The sequence below is a fragment of the Inquilinus sp. 2KB_23 genome, from assembly GCF_052115705.1.
Taxonomy (GTDB): domain Bacteria; phylum Pseudomonadota; class Alphaproteobacteria; order DSM-16000; family Inquilinaceae; genus Inquilinus; species Inquilinus ginsengisoli_A.
Map to the genome: position 1 here is coordinate 19,183 of NZ_JBFRHF010000028.1, position 16,240 is coordinate 35,422.

Consider the following 16,240-nt stretch of genomic DNA (forward strand, 5'->3'; position numbering starts at 1 on the left):
ATCAAAGGTTGTGATCGGCCCCATCGTTCATAAATGATGGAACCGTGTCGGCCTGGCCGATGCATCCCCGACCATCGGAGGCCGAGGCGCATCCATGCCGCACGATACCCCCCTGATCGCCACCATCGTCGCCGGCCTCGGCCTGGCCTTCATCTTCGGCGCCATCGCCCACCGGCTGAAGGCGCCGCCGCTGGTCGGCTACCTCCTGGCCGGCATCCTGGTCGGGCCGCACACGCCGGGCTTCGTCGCCGACCAGGCGCTGGCGCCGGAACTGGCCGAGATCGGCGTCATCCTGCTGATGTTCGGCGTCGGGCTGCACTTCTCGCTGAAGGACCTGCTGTCGGTCCGCGCCATCGCGGTGCCCGGCGCCGTGGTCCAGATCGCCTTCGCCACCGCGCTGGGCCTCGGCCTGGCCCTGTGGCTGGGCTGGACCGTGGCCGGCGGCCTGGTGTTCGGCCTGGCCCTGTCGGTCGCCAGCACCGTGGTGCTGCTGCGGGCGTTGCAGGAACGCCGGCTGGTCGAGACCGAACGCGGCCGCATCGCCGTCGGCTGGCTGATCGTCGAGGACCTCGCGATGGTGCTGGCGCTGGTGCTGCTGCCCGCGCTGGCGGGGCTGGTGAACGGCGGCGGCGAGGTGGTCGCCACCGATCCGATCGCCGCCTATTTCGACCTCGGCATCGGCGGGGTGCTGGGGCTGACCCTGCTCAAGGTCGCGGCCTTCGTCGCCCTGATGCTGGTGGTCGGCCGCCGGGTGATCCCCTGGGTGCTGCACTACACCGCCCACACCGGGTCGCGCGAGCTGTTCCGGCTGGCGGTCCTGGCGATCGCGCTGGGCGTTGCCTTCGGCTCGGCCAAGCTGTTCGGGGTGTCGCTGGCGCTCGGCGCCTTCTTCGCCGGCATGATCCTCGGGGAATCCAAGCTCAGCCATGCCGCGGCGCAGGAAACGCTGCCGCTGCGCGACGCCTTCGCGGTGCTGTTCTTCGTCTCGGTCGGCATGCTGTTCGACCCGGCCAGCCTGCTGCGCGACCCGCTGCCGATGCTGGCCGTCGTCTTCATCATCGTCATCGGCAAGTCGGTCGCCGCCTTCGTCATCGTCCGCGTCTTCCGCCACCCCGTCGGCACGGCGCTGCTGATCTCGGCCAGCCTGGCGCAGATCGGCGAATTCTCCTTCATCCTGGCCGAGCTCGGGGTGCAGACCGGCCTGCTGCCGGAGGCGGGGCGCGACCTGATCCTGGGCGGCGCCATCCTGTCGATCTTGCTCAACCCCGTGGTGTTCACCGCCTTCGGCCGGCTGCGGCCGATGCTCGAGCGGCCGGCCCCGGCCGTCGCCGAACCCTCGGTGGCCGCGGAACCGGTGCCCGATGCGGTCGAGGCGGCGACGCTGGCCGAGCCGGCGGTGCCGACCGCCCTGGCAGGCCATGCCGTGCTGGTCGGCTACGGCCGGGTCGGGAGCTTGGTCGGGGCGGCGCTGCAGGCCCAGGGCCGGCCGTTCCTGGTGATCGAAGATGCCGACCAGCCGGTGGCGCGGCTGCAGGAGGAGGGGGTCGAGACCATCATCGGCAACGCCGCCAGCCCGGAGATCCTGGGCCTCGCCAACCTGGCCGGCGCGCGCCAGCTGGTGGTCGCCGTGCCCAACGCCTTCGAGGCGGGCCAGATCGTCGCCCAGGGCCGGGCCGCCAATCCCGGCCTCGCCATCATCGCCCGGGCGCATTCGGACGCCGAGGTCGAACACCTGACCGGCCTGGGCGCCGACACCGTGATCATGGGCGAGCGCGAGATCGCCCGCGGCATGGCGGAGGCGCTGGCCGCCCAGCCCGACCCCCGCCCGGAGGAGGCCGTGGCGGGCTGATCCGGCCCGCCATTGCAAATCTGTTGCACCGGTCGGCGGCTTCAGACATATTTCATTTTGTATACCAGTTGAGATCGATTTGATCAGGACTGGCTGCGGGCAGGATCCCGCCGACGGCCGAGAGGACCGTTGTCGGCCCGCGCCGTCGCCGATTGCGCATCCGGGCGAACGACAGGACGGTCCGCCCCGTTTCGACGCACCGACCGGGACGCTCAGCGCCCGCATCTCCGATACCACTTGGCTGGCGCTCAGCGCCCTACGCCTTTGCAGGCTCCCGCAGGCTCGACGGGTCAGGATCAGCGGAACCGACGATCCGGAGGCCCCGGATCCCGGTTCGATCTTGACGCCACCGACGGCGCCGGGGAGCGTCACGAAGGCCAAAGAACCGCCGGCATCCAACGACCGGCCGAACGAGAGCAACGCGACACTGGGGAGAGCCATCGCCATGAGTGCGATTTCCAACGATTCCGCGGGGACGGGGAGAGCTCCGGCGAACCGCTGGGTTCAGCTGATTGCCGGCATCGTCTGTATGGTCGCCGCCGCGAACATCCAATACGCCTGGACCCTGTTCGTGCCGGAGATCCAGGAGACCTATGGCTGGAGCCGCGCGTCGATCCAGACCGCCTTCACCATCTTCGTCATCGTCCAGACCTGGCTGACCCCGATCGAGGGGTACTTCATCGACAAATACGGTCCGCGCGCCCTGGTGCTGGTGGGCGGCGTCATGACCGGCCTGTCCTGGGTGGTGAACTCCTACGCCACCTCGCTGCCCGGCTTCTATGTCGGCGCCGCGATCGGCGGCATCGGCGTCGGCTGCGTCTACGCCACCTGCATCAATGCCGCGCTGAAATGGTTCCCGGACCGGCGCGGCCTCGCGGTCGGCCTCACCGCCGGCGGCTACGGCGCCGGCTCGGCCCTGACCATCATCCCGATCGCCAGCGTCATCGCCGGCTCGGGCTACCAGACCGCCTTCTTCTGGTTCGGCCTGATCCAGGGCAGCATCATCTTCGCCGCCGCCTGGTTCCTGCGCGCCCCGGGCAAGCAGGAGGTGAAGCACTCGACCAAGGTCGCCCAGTCCCGGCGCGACTACACGCTGGGCGAGGCGCTGCAGACCCCGGTGTTCTACGTCATGCTGTTCATGTTCATCTGCACCGTCACCGGCGGTCTGATGGCGGTGGCCCAGCTCGGCGTCATCGCCCAGGATCTGGGCGTCAAGGACATGCCGGTGAACCTGTTCTTCTTCACCATGGCGGCGCTGCCCTTCGCCCTGATGCTGGACCGCATCATGAACGGCATCTCGCGGCCCTTCTTCGGCTGGGTGTCCGACCATATCGGGCGTGAGAAGACGATGTGCATCGCCTTCACCATGGAAGGCATCGGCATCGTCGCGCTCGGCACCTTCGGCCACAACCCGTGGGCCTTCCTGATCCTGTCGGGCGTGGTGTTCCTGGCCTGGGGCGAGGTCTACTCGCTGTTCAGCGCCACGGCCGGCGACACCTTCGGCACCAAGCACCTCGGCAAGATCTACGGCGTGCTGTACTGCGCCAAGGGCGTCGCCGCGCTGCTGGTGCCGTTCGGCAACCTGCTGATGGAGGCGACCGGCACCTGGTCGACGGTGCTGTACACCGTCGCGGCGATGGATTTGATCGCGGCCTTCTCGGCGATCGTGATCCTGCGGCCGATGCTGATCCGGCACCACGCCCGCAACGCCGCGGCCGCCTCGGTCGAGGCGCAGCGGCCGGCCAGCCACAGCGGCCGGTTGGCCAGCGCCGGGTAGGGCATGTCGGCGTGCTGGGCAGAAGAACGACAGAGTGCCTGGCGTCTTCGCGTAACCTCTCCCGCCTGGCGGGAGAGGCAATGCGTGATGCAGTTCTTGCGGTGTGACTTGACCCGAGATCATCCGGACCTCAGCCGGTTCGGATAACGGAATCCTACCCGGCCGTCGGCAGTCCGTCCCCATGGCGGCCGGGGATTTTCGGAGCGGCGTCTGTGCTCCGCGGGGGTGGATGAGCCGGGTCGGGAGGGGCAGCCTTCCCGCCCGGTTTCCATTTTGGGGGATGATATCGGATGGCCGTCGGGCGCCGCACCGGTCCGCTTCGCAGATCCGCCACAATCCGGCGGAACGATGCCGGCATGTCCAACGCCCCCCGCATCATCACCGTCATCGGCCTCTGGCTGCGCAACATCCTGGTGCTGCTGGCCTGGGCCTATGCGGGCACCATCGGCTTCACGCTGGCGAGCTGCACCTCCGGCGACCCCTTCAGCTGGGCGCTGCTGGTCCTGTTTGTCCTCGGCGCCGTCGGTTGGCCGGTGACCGTGCTGGCGGTGGCCGGCGCTCTGGCCCTGGCCATCATCCGTCCGCACCGCGAAGGCGCCTCCGCCCATGGCTGGCTGCGCACCGCCGTGGCCGTCGCCGCGGTGCTCGCCTTCATCGGCGCCGCCGCCGGTTTCGGCGACCGCGGATCCTGCAGCCTCGGCGGCTTCTGATCTCGGCCGTCAGCCCTCGAACACCAGCTGGATCCGGTCGCTGGCGAAGCTCGACAGGCCGAACTCGACCACCTGGCCCTCGGCGTCGACATTGATCGCCTCGGTGGCCATCACCGGCCGGGTGCGGGCGATCTCCAGCAGCCGCTGCTCGCGCGAATCGGGCAGCCGGGCCGAGACCCGGGTGCGCTTGCGGGTGTAGTCGGCGATGCCGTAGCGGGCGAAGCTCGCCGTCACCGACCCGGTCTCGCGGAAGATCTCGACCAGCCCGGGAAACCGCGTCGCCGGGAAATAGTGGCTGGCCAGGCTCAGCGGCAGGCCGTCGGCGTGCGAGCGGGTGTCCAGCCGGATCACCCGCAGGCCGGCGGCGATCTCCAGCTCCCGCGCCACCGCGGCCGGGGCGGGCTCGATCGCCGAATCCAGCAGCTCCAGCCTGGCATGCCGGTTCTCGCGCCGCATGTTCTCGTGGAAGCGGGTGCGCCGGCCGATCAGATAGGCGATGGCGCCGAGATGGACGAAGGTGCCACGGCCCTGGGTGACGTCGATCAGCCCGTGCTCCTCCAGCTCCGCCATCGCCCGCCGCACCGTGTGCCGGTTGACGCCGAAGCGCTCCGCCAGCTCCGCCTCGGTCGGCAGCCGGGCGCCCGCGGCGTGCACGCCGTCGCTGATCTCCCGCTCCAGCGTCTCGCTGATCTGCCGCCACAGGGCGACGCCGGCGCCGCGGCTCAGCGAGGTGGCGGTCAGGCGGCGGTCGTCGGTGGCGTCACGCAAAATTCATCCTTCCCGGCTTGCGGCCGTCATCGGATCCGGTTCATGATCTAAACATACGGATGACTAGACCAATTAGCAATAGGTTGTTCCACCTATGATGAGCGGAACCGAACAGCGCCGGGGCTGGATGTCCATCCTGGCCAAGGCCGAGCCGGCGGCGCTGCAGCGCCTGTGGTCGGCGCTGGGGGTCGAGGACGGCTTCACCACGCTGCGCCCGGCCGAGACCGGCATGGTGATGGTGCGCGGCCGCGCCGGCGGCGACGGCATGGCCTTCGCCCTGGGCGAGATGACGGTGACCCGTTGCACCGTGCGGCTCGACGGCAGCGACGTGCTGGGCTTCGCCTATGTCGCCGGCCGCGACCGCCGCCATGCCGAGATCGCGGCCCGGGCCGACGCCCTGCTGCAGACCGCCCGGCGCGATGCCATCGAGGCCGGGTTGGTGGCGCCGCTGCGCCAGGCCCAGGCCGAGGCCAAGGCGGCGGCGCAGCGCAAGGCCGCGGCCACCCGGGTCGACTTCTTCACCATGGTGCGCGGGGAGAATCCGCGATGAGCAGCCTCCTTGACTCTGCCGCCCTGCTGCCTGGCTTCGCCGACCCGGTGCTGGGCGGCCAGGCGGTGTTCCGCGCCGTGCTCGACGCGCTGGCCCGGCCCGGCCGGCCGGTGGCCTGCCCGGAGCCGGTCGCGGCGCCGGCGCCGCTCGGGCGCGCCATGGCGGCGGCGGCGCTGACCCTTGTCGATTTCGACACGCCGGTGTGGCTCGACCCGGCGCTGGCGATCCCGGCGGTGCAGAGCTTCCTGCGCTTCCACACCGGGGCGCCGCTGGTCGCCGATGCGGCGGCCGCATCCTTCGTCTTCGTCGCCGACCTGGCGGCGCTGCCGCGCCTCGGCGGCCTCGCCCTGGGCGAGGATCGCTACCCCGACCGGTCGGCCACGCTGGTGGTCGAGGTCCCGGCGCTGGACGGCACCGCGATGGGCCGCTTCACCGGCCCGGGCATCGCCACGGCCGAGCCGGCCGGCGTGGTCGGGCTGCCCTCCTGGTTCCGCGAGGACTGGGCCGCCAATGGCGCGGCCTATCCGCTCGGGGTCGACCTCCTGTTCACCTGCGGCGACCGCATGCTGGGTCTGCCGCGCACCACGCGCTGGGAGGGCTGATCCCATGTATGTCGCCGTCAAGGGTGGCGAGAAGGCGATCGAGAACGCCCAGGCGCTGGTGGCGGAAACCCGCCGCGGCGATCCCGGTGTGCCCGAGATCGCGCCGGACCAGATTCGCGAGCAGCTGGGCCTCGCCGTCGACCGGGTGATGTCCGAGGGATCGCTGTACGACCGCGACCTCGCCGCACTGGCGATCAAGCAGGCGCAGGGCGATTTGGTCGAAGCGATCTTCCTGCTGCGCGCCTACCGCACCACGCTGCCGCGCTTCGCCGTGTCGGAGCCGATCGACACCGCCGCCATGACGGTGCGGCGCCGGGTCTCGGCCACCTACAAGGACATTCCGGGCGGCCAGATCCTGGGGCCGACCTACGACTACACCCATCGCCTGCTCGACTTCGCTTTGGCCGCAGCCGGCGAACCGCCGGTGGCGCCGGAAGGCGAGGCGGGGCCGGGCGGCCCGGTGCCGCGGGTGGTCGACATCCTCAACCGCGAAGGGCTGATCGAGCGCGAGGCCGAGGCGCCGGAAGGCCATGAGCCGGTCGACCTGACCCGCGACCCGCTGACCCTGCCGGCCGACCGCGACCAGCGGCTGCAGAACCTGGCGCGCGGCGACGAGGGCTTCCTGCTGGCGCTGGGCTATTCGGTGCAGCGCGGCTACGGCGGCAACCACCCCTTCGCCGGCGAGATCCGGCTGGGCGAGGTGGCGGTCGAGATCGTGCCGGAGGAGCTGGGCTTCGCCATCGAGATCGGCGAGATCACCGTCACCGAATGCCAGATGGTGAACCAGTTCGCCGGGTCGAAGACGGCGCCGCCGCAGTTCACCCGCGGCTATGGCCTGGCCTTCGGCCATTCCGAACGCAAGACCATGGCGATGTCGCTGGTCGACCGGGCGCTGCGCGGCCGCGAGCTGGGCGAGGCCGCCCGTTATCCGGCACAGGACGAGGAATTCGTCCTGGCGCACAGCGACAATGTCGAGGCCTCGGGCTTCGTCCAGCATCTCAAGCTGCCGCACTACGTCGATTTCCAGGGCGAGCTGGAGCTGATCCGCCGGCTGCGGGCGGAGCATGACCAGCGGGCCCGCGAAGCAGGCGGGGCAGAAACCCGCAAGGAGGCGGCGGAATGAGCGCTGGGATCGATATGGCCAAGGGAACGGCTGTTTCCGGCCTTCCCCTCGGACGTCATTCCCGCGAAAGCGGGAATCTTCCGCCGGTGAGTGCGCTGCGAGATCCCCGCTTTCGCGGGGATGACGGGGAATGGAAGTGGGTGAGGGGGCGAGCCAATGTCTGACGTGAAAGCAGCCGTGACCCGCGACCCCGGCTACAACTTCGCCTATCTCGACGAGCAGACCAAGCGGATGATCCGCCGGGCGCTGCTGAAGGCGGTGGCGATCCCCGGCTACCAGGTGCCGTTCGGCGGGCGCGAGATGCCGGTGCCCTATGGCTGGGGCACGGGCGGCATCCAGGTCACCGCCAGCATCATCGGCCCGGACGATGTGCTGAAGGTGATCGACCAGGGTGCCGACGACACCACCAACGCCGTCAACATCCGCCGCTTCTTCGCCCGCGTCGCCGGGGTGGCGACCACCGAGGACACCGGCGCGGCCACGGTGATCCAGACCCGCCACCGCATCCCGGAGCAGCCGCTGGTCGAGGGCCAGATCCTGGTCTACCAGGTGCCGCAGCCGGAGCCGCTGCGGATGCTGGAACCGCGCGAGGTCGAGACCCGGCTGATGCACGGCTATGCCGATTACGGGCTGATGCATGTCCGGCTGTACGAGGACATCGCCCGCTACGGCCACATCGCCACCACCTATTCCTACCCGGTGATGGTGCATGGGCGGTACCTGATGTCGCCGTCGCCGATCCCCAAGTTCGACAATCCGAAGATGCACATGAACCCGGCGCTGCAGCTGTTCGGCGCCGGGCGCGAGAAGCGGATCTATGCCATCCCGCCTTACACCAAGGTGGTCAGCCTGGATTTCGAGGACCATCCCTTCGACATCCAGCATTGGGACCAGCCCTGCGCCCTGTGCGGCGCCGAGGACAGCTATCTCGACGAGGTCGTGCTCGACGACGCCGGCCAGCACATGTTCGTCTGCTCCGACAGCCATTACTGCCGCACCCGGCGCGAGGCCGGCCACCACGGCGCCATGAGTGGTGAGGCGCTGGCCGCCTATGACCGCGCGGTCGACCAAGCGCACGGGGGAGACGGGGCATGAGCGACGTCCTGCTGCGCGTCGACGGTCTGACCAAGCTCTACGGCGACACCGTCACCGGCTGCCGCGAGGTCGGCTTCGAGATGTCGTCCGGCGAGGTGCTGGGCATCGTCGGCGAAAGCGGGTCGGGCAAGACCACGCTGCTCAACTGCATCTCCGGCCGGCTGGCGCCCAGCGCCGGCACCGTCGAATTCGACACCCGCACCCGCGGGCTGATCGACATCTATGCGCTGTCGGAGCCGGAGCGGCGGATGCTGGCCCGCACCGACTGGGGCTTCGTGCACCAGAACCCGCGCGACGGCCTGCGCATGGATGTCAGCGCCGGGGCCAATGTCGGCGAGCGGCTGATGGCGGTGGGCGCCCGGCACTATGGCGGCATCCGCGGCCAGGCGCAGGACTGGATGGCCAAGGTCGAACTCGACCTCGACCGCATCGACGACCGGCCGGCGACCTATTCCGGCGGCATGCAGCAGCGGCTGCAGATCGCCCGCAACCTGGTCACCGGCCCGCGGCTGGTGTTCATGGACGAACCGACCGGCGGGCTCGACGTCTCGGTCCAGGCCCGGCTGCTCGACCTGCTGCGCGGCCTGGTGCGCCGGCTGGGCATCGCCGTGGTGCTGGTCACCCACGACCTCGCCGTCGCCCGCCTGCTGGCCGACCGGCTGATGGTGATGCGGCACGGGCGGGTGGTCGAGACCGGGCTGACCGACCAGGTGCTGGACGACCCGCAGCACCCCTACACCCAGCTCCTCGTCTCCTCCGTCCTGCAGGTCTGACCATGCCGCACACGACTCCGATGCCCAACATTGCGATGATCGAGGTCTCCGGCCTGTCCAAGACCTTCGTGCTGCACAATCGCGGGGAAGCGGGGCAGGGCGGGGTGCGGCTGCCGGTGTTCGCCGGCGTCGACTTCGCCGTCGCCGCCGGCGAATGCGTCGTGCTGGGCGGCGCGTCCGGCGCCGGCAAGAGCACCTTCATGCGCAGCCTGACCGGCAACTACCTGGCCTCGGCCGGGACCATCCGCATCCGGCACGAGGGCGAGCCGGTCGACATCACCACCGCCACCCCGCGCCGGATCCTGGAGATCCGGCGCCGCACGCTGGGCTATGTCAGCCAGTTCCTGCGCGTCATCCCGCGCGTGCCAACGCTGGAGATCGTCAAGGAGCCGATGCTGGCCTCCGGGGTGGAGGAGGGCGAGGCCGAGCGGCGCGCCCGCACCCCGCTGGCCCGGCTGAACCTGCCCGAGAGCCTGTGGGCCCTGCCGCCCGCCACCTTCTCCGGCGGCGAGCAGCAGCGGGTCAATCTCGCGCATGGCTTCGCGATGGAGTATCCCATCCTGCTGCTCGACGAGCCGACGGCCTCGCTCGACGCCGAGAACCGGCGCGTGGTCATCGAGCTGATCGAGGAGGCCAAGGCCCGCGGCGCCGCCATCGTCGGGATCTTCCACGACACGGCGGTCCGCGACCGGGTGGCGACCCGCATTTTCGACGTCACGCTCTACAAGGCAGCCGCATGAGCACCGAACTCATTTTCTCCAATGCCCGGATCGTCACGCCCGAGGCTGTCGTCACCGGAATGCTGCGGGTCGAGGACGGCCGCATCGCAGCCATTGACGAAAGCAGGGGGGAGGAGGGGGCGTCCGCCGGCGAGGATCTCGACGGCGACTACCTGATCCCCGGCCTGATCGACCTGCACACCGACCATCTCGAGCGCCATGTCGCGCCACGGCCGGGGGTGATGTGGAACAACGTCTCGGCGGCGCTGGCGCATGACGCCCAGGTCGCCACCGCCGGCATCACCACCGTGTTCGACAGCCTGTCGCTGATGGGCGAGCACAAGGGCGTGCCGCGCGGCAAGCTGCTGCGGCCGATGGTCGACGGGCTGGAGGCGGCGCGGCGCCAGGACATGCTGCGGGCCGACCATTTCCTGCATCTGCGCTGCGAGGTCGCCGACCCGCATGTGCTCGACTACCTCGCGGTGCTGGTCGAGGACCCGGCGGTGCGGCTGCTGTCGATCATGGACCACACGCCGGGGCAGCGGCAGTATGTCCAGGTCGAGAAGTGGCGCCAGGCCAACCGCCACCGCTACAACGAGGCGGAGCTCGACGTGCTGCTGAAGGAACGCCAGGCGGCGCAGGAGGTCCATGCCGACCGCCACCGCCACGCCATCGCCGACATCGCGGCCCGCCGCGGCCTGGCGCTGGCCAGCCATGACGACGAAAGCGCGGCCCATGTCGACGAGGCGGTGTCGCTCGGCGTCGCCATCTCCGAATTCCCGACCACCACGGTCGCGGCCGAAGCGGCGCGCCGCCACGGCCTGTCGATCCTGATGGGTGCGCCGAATGTGGTCCGCGGCGGTTCGCACAGCGGCAATGTCGGCGCCGCCGACCTGGCCAAGGCCGGGCTGCTCGACATCCTGGCCTCGGACTACGTGCCGATCAGCATGCTGCACGCCGTGTGCATGCTGGCCGAGGATCCGGTCGGGCTCGGCCTGCCGCAGGCGATCGCCCTGGTCAGCGCCAACCCGGCCAAGGCGGCGGGGCTGGACGACCGCGGCACCATCGCGCCGGGGCTGCGGGCCGACCTGGTCCGCTTCCGCCTGGTCGACGGCGTGCCGCACATCCGCAGTGTGTGGCGCGCTGGCAAGCGGGTGGCCTGAGCATGACCCGACGCTACGCCATCTACTTCGCACCGCCGCCGGGCTTGCCCCTGGCGGAGCTGGGCGCCGACCTCATCGGCCGCGACCCGGTGACCGGCGAGGACAGGCCGCAGCCGCGGCTGGAGGGCATCGACCCCGGCCGCTTCCACGCCATCACCGCCGATGCCCGGCACTACGGCTTCCACGCCACGCTGAAGGCGCCGTTCCCGCTGGCCGACGGCATCCCGGCCGAGGCGCTGCACCACGCCGCCGCCGCCTTCGCGGCCGACCGTGCGGCGGCCACCGGCCCGGCGCTGATGCTGGCCTCGATCGGCGGCTTCCTGGCGCTGGTGCCCTCGGCCGCGGCGCCGGAGGTGACCGGGCTGGCCGATGCCTGCGTCGAGGCCTTCGACCGCTTTCGCGCGCCGCTGTCCGCCGCCGAGCTGGAGCGGCGGCGCCGGTCGCCGCTGACCCGGGCGCAGGACCGCCATCTCGAACGCTGGGGCTACCCCTATGTGTTCGACCAGTTCCAGTTCCACATGACCCTGACCGCGCGGTTGACCGATGCGGCCGAGCACGACCGGGTCCGCGCCGCGCTGGCGGAACGGACGGCGCCGGTGTGCCGTGACCCGCTGCGGATCGATGCGATCGCGGTGTTCGAGCAGGCGGACCGCGAGGCCCCGTTCCGCGTCACCGGGCGCTATCCGCTGCGGGGCGGCGCGGCATGACCGCCATCGTCACCGCGGTCGGCCGCAGCGCCACCCACAGCTTCAGCAAGCCCACCCTCGACGGCATCCGGCTGCTGGCCGGGCTCGGGGTCGAGGGCGACGCCCATCTCGGCGTCACGGTGAAGCACCGGTCGCGGGTGGCGGTCGACCCGACCCAGCCGAACCTGCGCCAGGTCCACCTGATCCAGGCCGAGCTGTTCGACGAGCTGGCGGTCGCCGGCTTCGTCGTGGCGGCGGGCGACATGGGCGAGAACGTCGCCACCCGCGGCATCGACCTGCTGAGCCTGCCGACCGGCGCCCGGCTGCATCTCGGCGCCGACGCGGTGGTCGAGGTCACCGGCCTGCGCAACCCCTGCGCCCAGATCGACGGCTTCCAGCAGGGCCTGCTCAAGGCCGTGCTGGGCCGGGACGAGCAGGGCAACCTGGTGCGCAAGGCCGGGGTGATGGCGGTCGTGCTGGCCGGCGGCGCTGTCCAGCCGGGCGATCCCATCCGGATCGAGTTGCCGCCGGAACCGCACCGGCCGCTGGAACGGGTGTGAGGTCGTAAGGGCCGGCCGGGATCGCCGCTGCATGGACCGGAGTGGCGGGCTGGCATGCGGATCAGGAGGTGTTCAGGGAGGCCGCATCGCTGTCAGGATGACGCCATCCCCTTCCGACCCTCGAGGAGTTCCCGGTCCATGGACAGGCGCGGCATCAACGATATCGGCGCATCGATCGACGCCGCGGTAAAGGCGATCGAGCCCGACCTGATCGAGGTTCGCCGCGACATCCATGCCCATCCCGAGATCGGCTTCGACGTCGAGCGCACCGCCGGCGTCGTCGCGGCCGAACTCGACAAACTCGGCATCGCCTACCGCGCCGGGATCGGCCGCACCGGCATCGTCGCCGACATCGCCGGCGGCGCGCCCGGGCCGATGCTGCTGATCCGCGCCGACATGGACGCGCTGCCGATCCACGAGATGACCGGGCTGCCCTTCGCCAGCACCGTGGCCGGCAAGATGCATGCCTGCGGCCACGACATCCACACCGCGACCCTGATCGGCGTCGGCGCCGTGCTGAAGGACCTGGCGCCGCAGCTGCGCGGCACCGTGCGGCTGGTGTTCCAGCCGGCTGAGGAGACGCAGGAGAGCGGCGCCGCCGCCATGATCGCCGACGGCGCGCTGGAGGGGGTCGACATGGCGCTGGCCTTCCACAACAGCCCGGGCATGGCGACCGGCCGGTTCGGCTACATCCACGGCGCCAGCACGGCGTCGGCCGACAGCTTCGACATCACCGTGCGCGGCCGGTCGGGCCACGCCGCGCGGCCGCAGGACACCATCGACCCGATCGTCGCTGCCGCCTATCTAGTAACCCAGCTGCAGACCGTGATCTCGCGCGAGATCAACCCGGCCGAGGGCGCGGTGGTAACCATCGGCAGCATCGCCGGCGGCGCCACCCACAACATCATCCCGGACAGCTGCACCCTGCGCGGCACCGTGCGCGCCCGGTCGCCGGAGGCGCGGGCCACCGCCGAGGCGGCGCTGCGCCGGATCGTGCAGGGCATCGCGCTCAGCCACCGGGTCGAATGCGACCTGGACTACGGGCTCGGCGTGCCGCCGCTGATGAATGACGAAAAGATGCTCGAGGCTTCGGTCGCCGCGGTGCGCCAGCAGTTCGGCGACGTGGTGCACGAGACCCCGCCCGGCTTCGGCGCCGAGGACTTCGCCTTCTTCTCCGAGCGGGTGCCGTCCTTCCACCTCAGGGTCGGGGCGTCGCAGCCCGGCCGCGACGACCATCTGCACAACTCCGACTACCAGCCGGACGAGGGCTGCATCGGCCTGGGCGTCGCCGCCCTGTCGCGCAGCGCGGTCGAACTGCTGTCCTGAGGCATGCGCCGGGGACATCCGGCGGGCCAAGGGTTGACCACGGCGCAGAGCCGGGCTGCGCCGAGGCGGGGAGACTGTTGCTGCTGTAACGATGCAGAAATCGCGTCGTAGCGCGGTCCGGTTACCCTGATCGTGCCGAAACGACGAGACTCTCGATGGACTCCAGGAACCTTCCGGCGGACACCGCCCGCATCATCGCTTTGCGCGAGCCCGCCGTGACTGCTGGGGACGAGGGTTCGGGTCCCGGCACCATCCGCGGCTTCGCGGTCAATCTGTCCTCGACCCGGCCGCTGACCCGCGGGGACTACAAGACCCTCGGCCTGGCCTCGCTCGGCGGCGCCTTGGAGTTCTACGACTTCATCATCTTCGTGTTCTTCGCCACGGCGGTGGGGCAGCAGTTCTTCCCGCCCGGGGTGCCGGACTGGCTGCGCCAGGTCCAGACCTTCGGGGTGTTCGCGGTCGGCTATCTCGTGCGGCCGCTGGGCGGCATCGTCATGGCGCATTTCGGCGATCTGCTGGGCCGCAAGCGGGTGTTCACCCTCAGCATCTTCCTGATGGCGGTCTCGACGCTCGGCATGGGGCTGCTGCCGACCTACGCCCAGGTCGGCGTCTGGGCCCCGATCGCGCTGCTGCTGCTGCGCATCGCCCAGGGCGCCGCGATCGGCGGCGAGGTGCCCGGCGCCTGGGTGTTCGTGTCCGAGCATGTGCCGTCGAACCGCATCGGCTACGCCTGCGGCACGTTGACCGCGGGGCTGACCGCCGGCATTCTGCTCGGCTCGCTGGTGGCGACGGTGGTCAACAGCCTGTACAGCCCGGCCGAGATCACCAGCTGGGCCTGGCGGGTGCCCTTCCTGCTCGGCGGCGTGTTCGGCCTGGCCTCGGTCTATCTGCGGCGCCTGCTGCAGGAGACCCCGATCTTCCGCGAGCTGCAGGCGCGCAAGGCATTGGCCGCCGAGATGCCGCTGAAGACGGTGGTGCGCGACCATCGCGCCGCGGTGGTGGTGTCGATGCTGCTGACCTGGCTGCTCTCGGCCGCGATCGTGGTGGTCATTCTGATGACGCCGGCGCTGCTGCAGAAGCTGCATGGCGTGCCGCTGGCGACGGCGCTGGAGGCGAACAGCGTCGCCACGCTGTGCCTGACGATCGGCTGCGTCATCGGCGGCGCCATCATTGACCGGATCGGCGCCGGGCGCTTCTTCGCCATCGGCTGCCCGCTGCTGGGCCTCAGCGTCTGGCTGTTCTACACCCAGAGCGCCGCGAACCCGGCGCTGCTGCTGCCGCTCTACGCCCTGACCGGCTTCCTGGTCGGTGTCGTCGGCGGTGTGCCCTATGTCATGGTCCGCGCCTTCCCGGCAGCGGTCCGCTTCTCCGGCCTGTCCTTCTCCTACAACGTCGCCTATGCGGTGTTCGGCGGGCTGACCCCGGTGGTGGTGCCGCTGCTGCTGGCGGTGGACCCGATGGCGCATGTCTACTACGTGCTCGCCCTGTGCGTCATGGGCGGCACGATCGGCCTGTGGCTGCTGAACCGCGAGGGCTGAGGCGGGGATCAGCCTGCGGCTGACCCGGGGCTCTCACCGCATCATCAGCACCGGGATCAGGCAGGACCGCACCATCGCGGTGGTGGTGCTGCCGATGATCAGGTTGCGGATGCGGGAGTGGCCGTAGGCGCCCATCACCAGCAGGTCGATCGGCGTGCGCTCGACCTCCGCCGCGATCACCGCCTCCGGCTCGCCCGGCAGGATCCGGGCGGTGATGTTCCAGCCGGCGTCGCGCAGCTTCGCCTCGGCCGCGGCCAGGCGGTTCTTGGCCTCGTCATCCGGGTTGCCGGCCATCAGCAGATGGCCCTCCAGCCCGCGCAGCAGCTGGCCTGCGGCGATCATGTCCACCGCCTTGGTCACGCTGGGGCCGCCGTCGAAGGCGATCAGGAAGCGCTGGATCGGCCGGAAGGCGCGGGCCGCCACCAGCACCGGCTTCTTGGTGGCGCGCGCCACCCGCTCGAGATTCGAGCCGAGATGCAGCTTGGCGAAATCCGCCGCCTCGCCGCGCTTGCCGATGACGATGACGCTGGTGTCGGATTCGAACTCGCCGACCGTCTCGACCAGGTCGCCATTGTAGAGATGGGTCTCGACCGTGACCGCGCCGGCCTCCGCGATCCGGGCCTTGCCTTCCTCCAGCAGGATCCGGCCGCGCCGCTGCGACAGGCTGGCCCGCTGCTCATCCATCGCGGCCAGCTCGGCCAGGATGTCCTGGGAATAGGCGACCAGGGTGCCGCTGATGTCGACCGGGATGGTCGAGACCTCGCGGCGGCCCAGCACATGCAGCAGCTCGACGGTCTGGTTCAGCCGTGCCGTGGCCCAGCCGGCGAGGTCGCAGACGCTCTGCGAGTAGATCGAGCCGTCGATACAGGCGAGGACTTTGGCCATGTCATCGGCTCCATGTCGGCCGCGCGGCACCGGTCCGCGGCGGCGCAGGGTGGTCTCAACAATGTGGAGCGGCGGCGCCGCGATCCAAGGCAGGATGCGCCGAGGATCGCAGCGGC

At 70.7% G+C, this 16,240-nt stretch carries 16 protein-coding genes; 14 read left to right on the top strand and 2 right to left on the bottom strand.

Annotated elements, in window-relative coordinates:
- Positions 1-94 precede the first annotated feature (94 nt).
- The 3 genes from ybaL (at position 95) to AB4112_RS28710 (ending at position 4,336) form a co-directional block, all read left to right on the top strand.
- On the top strand, positions 95-1,849 hold the full coding sequence (gene ybaL / locus AB4112_RS28700) for a YbaL family putative K(+) efflux transporter (RefSeq protein WP_309794676.1): 1,755 nt from the start codon (positions 95-97) through the stop codon (positions 1,847-1,849).
- Between the two features lie 445 nt (positions 1,850-2,294).
- On the top strand, positions 2,295-3,626 hold the full coding sequence (gene oxlT, locus AB4112_RS28705; RefSeq protein WP_441724490.1) for an oxalate/formate MFS antiporter: 1,332 nt from the start codon (positions 2,295-2,297) through the stop codon (positions 3,624-3,626).
- 356 nt (positions 3,627-3,982) lie between these two features.
- A complete protein-coding gene (locus tag AB4112_RS28710) occupies positions 3,983-4,336 on the top strand; it encodes a hypothetical protein (RefSeq protein ID WP_441724492.1) in 354 nt (117 codons plus the stop codon).
- A gap of 9 nt (positions 4,337-4,345) precedes the next feature.
- Here the strand turns inward: AB4112_RS28710 and phnF are convergent, their stop codons facing one another.
- A complete protein-coding gene (gene phnF, locus AB4112_RS28715; protein WP_441724494.1) occupies positions 4,346-5,104 on the bottom strand; it encodes a phosphonate metabolism transcriptional regulator PhnF in 759 nt (252 codons plus the stop codon).
- A gap of 97 nt (positions 5,105-5,201) precedes the next feature.
- On the opposite strand from phnF, the gene phnG reads away from it, so the two are divergent.
- The 11 genes from phnG (at position 5,202) to AB4112_RS28770 (ending at position 15,239) form a co-directional block, all read left to right on the top strand.
- Entirely contained in the window at positions 5,202-5,654 is a 453-nt protein-coding gene (gene phnG, locus AB4112_RS28720) for a phosphonate C-P lyase system protein PhnG (protein ID WP_441724496.1), read from the top strand.
- Positions 5,651-6,256 carry a phosphonate C-P lyase system protein PhnH gene (gene phnH, locus AB4112_RS28725; protein ID WP_441724498.1) on the top strand — a complete coding sequence of 202 codons (606 nt, stop codon included), beginning with the start codon at positions 5,651-5,653 and terminating at the stop codon, positions 6,254-6,256. The genes phnG and phnH overlap by 4 nt, the downstream gene beginning before the upstream one ends.
- A gap of 4 nt (positions 6,257-6,260) precedes the next feature.
- Entirely contained in the window at positions 6,261-7,379 is a 1,119-nt protein-coding gene (locus tag AB4112_RS28730) for a carbon-phosphorus lyase complex subunit PhnI (protein ID WP_441724500.1), read from the top strand.
- 156 nt (positions 7,380-7,535) lie between these two features.
- A complete protein-coding gene (locus AB4112_RS28735; protein WP_441724502.1) occupies positions 7,536-8,474 on the top strand; it encodes an alpha-D-ribose 1-methylphosphonate 5-phosphate C-P-lyase PhnJ in 939 nt (312 codons plus the stop codon).
- Positions 8,471-9,247: a phosphonate C-P lyase system protein PhnK gene (gene phnK, locus AB4112_RS28740; RefSeq protein WP_309794665.1), complete on the top strand. Its 777-nt coding sequence runs from the start codon at positions 8,471-8,473 to the stop codon at positions 9,245-9,247. The genes AB4112_RS28735 and phnK overlap by 4 nt, the downstream gene beginning before the upstream one ends.
- A gap of 2 nt (positions 9,248-9,249) precedes the next feature.
- On the top strand, positions 9,250-9,987 hold the full coding sequence (gene phnL, locus AB4112_RS28745; RefSeq protein WP_441724504.1) for a phosphonate C-P lyase system protein PhnL: 738 nt from the start codon (positions 9,250-9,252) through the stop codon (positions 9,985-9,987).
- Positions 9,984-11,129: an alpha-D-ribose 1-methylphosphonate 5-triphosphate diphosphatase gene (locus AB4112_RS28750; protein WP_441724506.1), complete on the top strand. Its 1,146-nt coding sequence runs from the start codon at positions 9,984-9,986 to the stop codon at positions 11,127-11,129. Before phnL ends, AB4112_RS28750 begins: the two co-directional genes overlap by 4 nt.
- A 2-nt stretch (positions 11,130-11,131) precedes the next feature.
- Positions 11,132-11,836 carry a DUF1045 domain-containing protein gene (locus AB4112_RS28755; protein WP_441724508.1) on the top strand — a complete coding sequence of 235 codons (705 nt, stop codon included), beginning with the start codon at positions 11,132-11,134 and terminating at the stop codon, positions 11,834-11,836.
- Complete coding sequence (locus AB4112_RS28760; protein ID WP_441724510.1) at positions 11,833-12,375, top strand: MOSC domain-containing protein; 543 nt, start codon at positions 11,833-11,835, stop codon at positions 12,373-12,375. Before AB4112_RS28755 ends, AB4112_RS28760 begins: the two co-directional genes overlap by 4 nt.
- A 138-nt stretch (positions 12,376-12,513) precedes the next feature.
- Complete coding sequence (locus tag AB4112_RS28765) at positions 12,514-13,701, top strand: M20 metallopeptidase family protein (RefSeq protein WP_309794656.1); 1,188 nt, start codon at positions 12,514-12,516, stop codon at positions 13,699-13,701.
- Positions 13,702-13,856: 155 nt separating this feature from the next.
- On the top strand, positions 13,857-15,239 hold the full coding sequence (locus AB4112_RS28770) for an MFS transporter (protein WP_441724512.1): 1,383 nt from the start codon (positions 13,857-13,859) through the stop codon (positions 15,237-15,239).
- Positions 15,240-15,272: 33 nt separating this feature from the next.
- On the opposite strand, the gene AB4112_RS28775 is transcribed toward AB4112_RS28770, so the two are convergent.
- Positions 15,273-16,124 (bottom strand): universal stress protein, encoded by an 852-nt coding sequence (locus AB4112_RS28775; RefSeq protein WP_441724514.1) that lies wholly within the window; start codon positions 16,122-16,124, stop codon positions 15,273-15,275.
- Between the last annotated feature and the right edge of the window lie 116 nt (positions 16,125-16,240).

What these genes read in the sequence shown, in the direction of transcription:
- ybaL (WP_309794676.1), top strand. Translation starts at nt 95, where the DNA reads ATGCCGCACGATACCCCCCTGATCGCCACCATCGTCGCCGGCCTCGGC.
- oxlT (WP_441724490.1), top strand. Translation starts at nt 2,295, where the DNA reads ATGAGTGCGATTTCCAACGATTCCGCGGGGACGGGGAGAGCTCCGGCG.
- AB4112_RS28710 (WP_441724492.1), top strand. Translation starts at nt 3,983, where the DNA reads ATGTCCAACGCCCCCCGCATCATCACCGTCATCGGCCTCTGGCTGCGC.
- phnG (WP_441724496.1), top strand. Translation starts at nt 5,202, where the DNA reads ATGAGCGGAACCGAACAGCGCCGGGGCTGGATGTCCATCCTGGCCAAG.
- phnH (WP_441724498.1), top strand. Translation starts at nt 5,651, where the DNA reads ATGAGCAGCCTCCTTGACTCTGCCGCCCTGCTGCCTGGCTTCGCCGAC.
- AB4112_RS28730 (WP_441724500.1), top strand. Translation starts at nt 6,261, where the DNA reads ATGTATGTCGCCGTCAAGGGTGGCGAGAAGGCGATCGAGAACGCCCAG.
- AB4112_RS28735 (WP_441724502.1), top strand. Translation starts at nt 7,536, where the DNA reads ATGTCTGACGTGAAAGCAGCCGTGACCCGCGACCCCGGCTACAACTTC.
- phnK (WP_309794665.1), top strand. Translation starts at nt 8,471, where the DNA reads ATGAGCGACGTCCTGCTGCGCGTCGACGGTCTGACCAAGCTCTACGGC.
- phnL (WP_441724504.1), top strand. Translation starts at nt 9,250, where the DNA reads ATGCCGCACACGACTCCGATGCCCAACATTGCGATGATCGAGGTCTCC.
- AB4112_RS28750 (WP_441724506.1), top strand. Translation starts at nt 9,984, where the DNA reads ATGAGCACCGAACTCATTTTCTCCAATGCCCGGATCGTCACGCCCGAG.
- AB4112_RS28755 (WP_441724508.1), top strand. Translation starts at nt 11,132, where the DNA reads ATGACCCGACGCTACGCCATCTACTTCGCACCGCCGCCGGGCTTGCCC.
- AB4112_RS28760 (WP_441724510.1), top strand. Translation starts at nt 11,833, where the DNA reads ATGACCGCCATCGTCACCGCGGTCGGCCGCAGCGCCACCCACAGCTTC.
- AB4112_RS28765 (WP_309794656.1), top strand. Translation starts at nt 12,514, where the DNA reads ATGGACAGGCGCGGCATCAACGATATCGGCGCATCGATCGACGCCGCG.
- AB4112_RS28770 (WP_441724512.1), top strand. Translation starts at nt 13,857, where the DNA reads ATGGACTCCAGGAACCTTCCGGCGGACACCGCCCGCATCATCGCTTTG.
- AB4112_RS28775 (WP_441724514.1), bottom strand. Translation starts at nt 16,124, where the DNA reads ATGGCCAAAGTCCTCGCCTGTATCGACGGCTCGATCTACTCGCAGAGC.